The sequence below is a fragment of the Desulfothermus sp. genome, assembly GCF_053993635.1.
Genome location: NZ_JBMYBT010000144.1, coordinates 1 through 3223 on the forward strand (window position 1 = coordinate 1; position 3223 = coordinate 3223).

Genomic DNA, 3223 nt, shown 5'->3' on the forward strand with positions numbered 1-3223 from the left:
GTTTAAGATAAAGGTCCCAAATCTTCACCATGTAACGCAAAAGTTGCAAAGCAGTAAATCTTTGTGGAGTGCTTTTGTGCTCAAAAAGCAAATAAATAAAACCAGGCCTGGAGCTTAGCTGAACTTCATAGAGTAAATCAGAAAAATGTTCTTTTAAATCTTCATCCACAAAGGAATCTTTGACAATGACCAGAGAATTAAAATCAATTAATTTGCAGATATTTTGAGGCAAATAATTTCTCAAAAAATCTTCAGCATGCTCCTTGTGAGAAAAGACTTCCTTAACAAAGGCGTCATGGGGATTTTGGATGTACTTTTTAGTCATAAATTATTTGATAAAACACCTTTTAAGGGATGGCAAGGAGAATTTTTATAAATGCCTAACGCTCTTTTTTAAATTTTTACACAATTGAGTTATGGCCTTTGGCATATGAGTTTAAATTTCATTAAAAAAATACTCATATTGTCTTGATATATTTTTATATCTTTAGTTCTTTTTTAAACCATGAAATCAAATTTGGTGAAATACGAAGAAAGCTTTCATCTAGTTTTTTCAATATATTTTCAGCTTCTGTTTTATTAATAATACACTTATGGTAAGCCATTAAAAGCAATCCTAAAGTTCCTTTTACTTTTACTTTTATAGCTTTAGCAACTTTCCTTCCTGCTTTTTCGTCTATTAAAACCATATCTGCATCTATTTCTTTAGCTAAAAGAATTACATCGAGTTCTCCCTTATCTAATCCCAATAAAAAAGAAGGGATGATTTCTTTTTCTTGTGGAGACAGAATAGTTAACCAATCAGCTGCTTTTACCTCTTTTGAACCCACTTTACCCTTTCCAAATATTGTTATTTCTTCAAATACAGAACAAGGAATAATGACTTCATCAAATAATTCTTTTAAAATAGATAATTTATTTACAAGGGAAAGAGCAATTAACGGCGTACTATTAACAACTACTTTCATATTTCTTTAACTTCTTCTTCAAGTTCATCTTCTGGATAATCTATGACATAAAATCCGTGTTCAGAAAGTAATTGATAAAATTCCCACCGATCACATCCTAGAATGCCAGCAGCTAAGCCAGCGGATATTCGGCCCTTTTCATATAACTTGCCTAGAGTATAAAGCAAAACCTCTCGTTGAAATGTTTTTTTATCGATCCGCAAAGAATGTAATAACTCTTCTGGAAAGGAAACTGCCACCTTCATTAAAAACCCCCCATCTTATAAAAATTTTTACAAGTTTATTTAACCAAGAAATTTCATTGCGTTATGGCCTTTGGCTGATTCCCTGCAGGTTTATATGGAGATATGAATTTAAACTTCATTTAATCTATTTTTCAAATTAGATTATAGTCTTAATAAGGAGATCATACGGATCAAAAGGAGAGGAATCAATTAAAAATTTGTCAATTTTTTGATAAAAAGCACTACATAAAGTGAACCCAAATTTTTTTGAATATAGCGTAATAATAAGCATAGTTTTTGACAAATAACTTTATTGCAACTGCTAAGAGGACTATACCGAACATCTGTTTTATCCACTTTGCTTTCATCTTCTCTTTCATGACCTTGGCACCAATTTGAGATCCAATTATCACTGCTATAGTAGTTGAGAGCATAAATGGAAGGTTAAAATGGCCTTCTGCTATGTGTCCTGCAAATCCTGAAAAAGACGAAAACACCACTACAAAACTGCTGGTAGCTGCAGCCTCTTTTGTTTTATATCCCATAAGAAGCATCATTGGGACAAAAAGAAATCCACCACCAACACCTAATAGCCCAGCAATAAACCCAACAAAAAAACCTCCAACAACCATTAAGACCATTTTTATTGTATATGACATGGATTTTTCTCTATCAGGCTGGGAAGAGGATATAAGCATTCTGATGCCTGCAAAACTCATGGCAATAACAAAAAAGAAAATAAGGAGCTTTGTAGGGACAAATTTAGTGAAATATGCCCCCAGTGGAGCTCCTATAAAAGACGAAATTATGAGGGGTATAGCCCCTTTTATGTCAACCATCTTTGATCTGATATAAAATACAGCAGCAGACAAAGCGGTTACTCCATTTAACAAAAGACCAGTAGGTATGGCCACGCTCTTAAAATCATATCCCAGCCAATGAAATACTGGAATATAGAGCATGGCTCCACCTAATCCCAACATGGAAAAGATAAAGGATAATACTAAAACACATATACTTGCAATTAAAATCATCATAACAAGTAATCTCCTGTGCTAATCTTCATAGGCCAAGGAGCATTGCTGGACACCTGTGCCCGTTAAATTTAAGTCCCATTTCAAATAACTCTTCAAAATTCATATAATACCTCTTTTATAATAGTTTTTTAAAAAATATTTTTATTTTGCCTATATAAACAGCAATAAAAGAAAACATTGCTCCTAAAATACCTGCTGATGCAAATCCCACTGGACATCCTGTCTGACCACAAAATGGACAAACAGCAGATGACGAATAAAGGCCCATAAAACCAAACCACCAACCAAAAAAATGAATAAATTTGTGAAAAAATCCTTTATACTTTTCGCCTATTGACTTAATTTTGTTATTTTCACTTATCTGTTCCATATCTACACATCATATCCTGAGCAAGGAATACACATATGCTTATTACCTACTACCCTTAAATATGGCCTGGCCACAAGTTCACCGCAGCTATCACAGGGAACAAGTCCCATTACTTCGCCAAAATCCTCATATGGATGGTCTTTGACCTTCTCTATCTTCAATATCTCATCTTCAGGTGCATCCCATATAATTTTTACCATCTCCATGGCCTCTTCTTTTGGTATCTTTGTAGGTGGTACACCCTGTGCCCTTTTTCTCATAAAGGTGGATTCAGCAATTAATTTGTGCCTTGTAGGCTTATAAGAGACCCTCACACTTTTTTCGTTTTGCTTGTCTATTAGGGTTAAAGCCAACTTGCCCCATCCTGCTTTTTCAATATTTCCCTTACCCAGAGTACATCCTGTGGCATATTGGACCCCATCTGCAAAACATTGAGCCCCATGATTATCTCCGATTTCTACAATACAATGTAGTTCCCCAGAGGTTCCTGTTCTCTGAACACCCAGGGCCTTGAGCGCAGCAAGCCCTGCCCTCACTCCAACAGCAGATGCCCAACAAATATGCCCGTGAAATTCAAATGCCTTTTCCAAAATCTCTTTTTCGTTCATCTAGTCCTCCTTTTTT

Annotated in this window: 6 protein-coding genes; all 6 read right to left on the reverse strand. The window is 34.9% G+C overall.

Going from position 1 to position 3223, the window contains the following annotated elements; all coding sequences use genetic code 11:
• A partial coding sequence (locus tag ACY2V1_RS10715; protein WP_461834792.1) for an Rpn family recombination-promoting nuclease/putative transposase occupies positions 1–325 on the reverse strand: 325 nt, incomplete at its 3' end.
• A gap of 154 nt (positions 326–479) precedes the next feature.
• Entirely contained in the window at positions 480–968 is a 489-nt protein-coding gene (locus ACY2V1_RS10720) for a PIN domain-containing protein (RefSeq protein ID WP_461834793.1), read from the reverse strand.
• Positions 965–1213, reverse strand: a complete 249-nt coding sequence (locus tag ACY2V1_RS10725) for a UPF0175 family protein (protein ID WP_461834794.1) — start codon at positions 1211–1213, stop codon at positions 965–967. Before ACY2V1_RS10725 ends, ACY2V1_RS10720 begins: the two co-directional genes overlap by 4 nt.
• A 221-nt stretch (positions 1214–1434) precedes the next feature.
• Positions 1435–2229: a sulfite exporter TauE/SafE family protein gene (locus tag ACY2V1_RS10730; protein WP_461834795.1), complete on the reverse strand. Its 795-nt coding sequence runs from the start codon at positions 2227–2229 to the stop codon at positions 1435–1437.
• A 115-nt stretch (positions 2230–2344) separates the two neighbouring features.
• Positions 2345–2599, reverse strand: coding sequence for a hypothetical protein (locus ACY2V1_RS10735; RefSeq protein ID WP_461834796.1), 255 nt, complete (start codon positions 2597–2599; stop codon positions 2345–2347).
• 2 nt (positions 2600–2601) lie between these two features.
• Positions 2602–3207: an FmdE family protein gene (locus ACY2V1_RS10740; RefSeq protein WP_461834797.1), complete on the reverse strand. Its 606-nt coding sequence runs from the start codon at positions 3205–3207 to the stop codon at positions 2602–2604.
• Positions 3208–3223 lie beyond the last annotated feature (16 nt).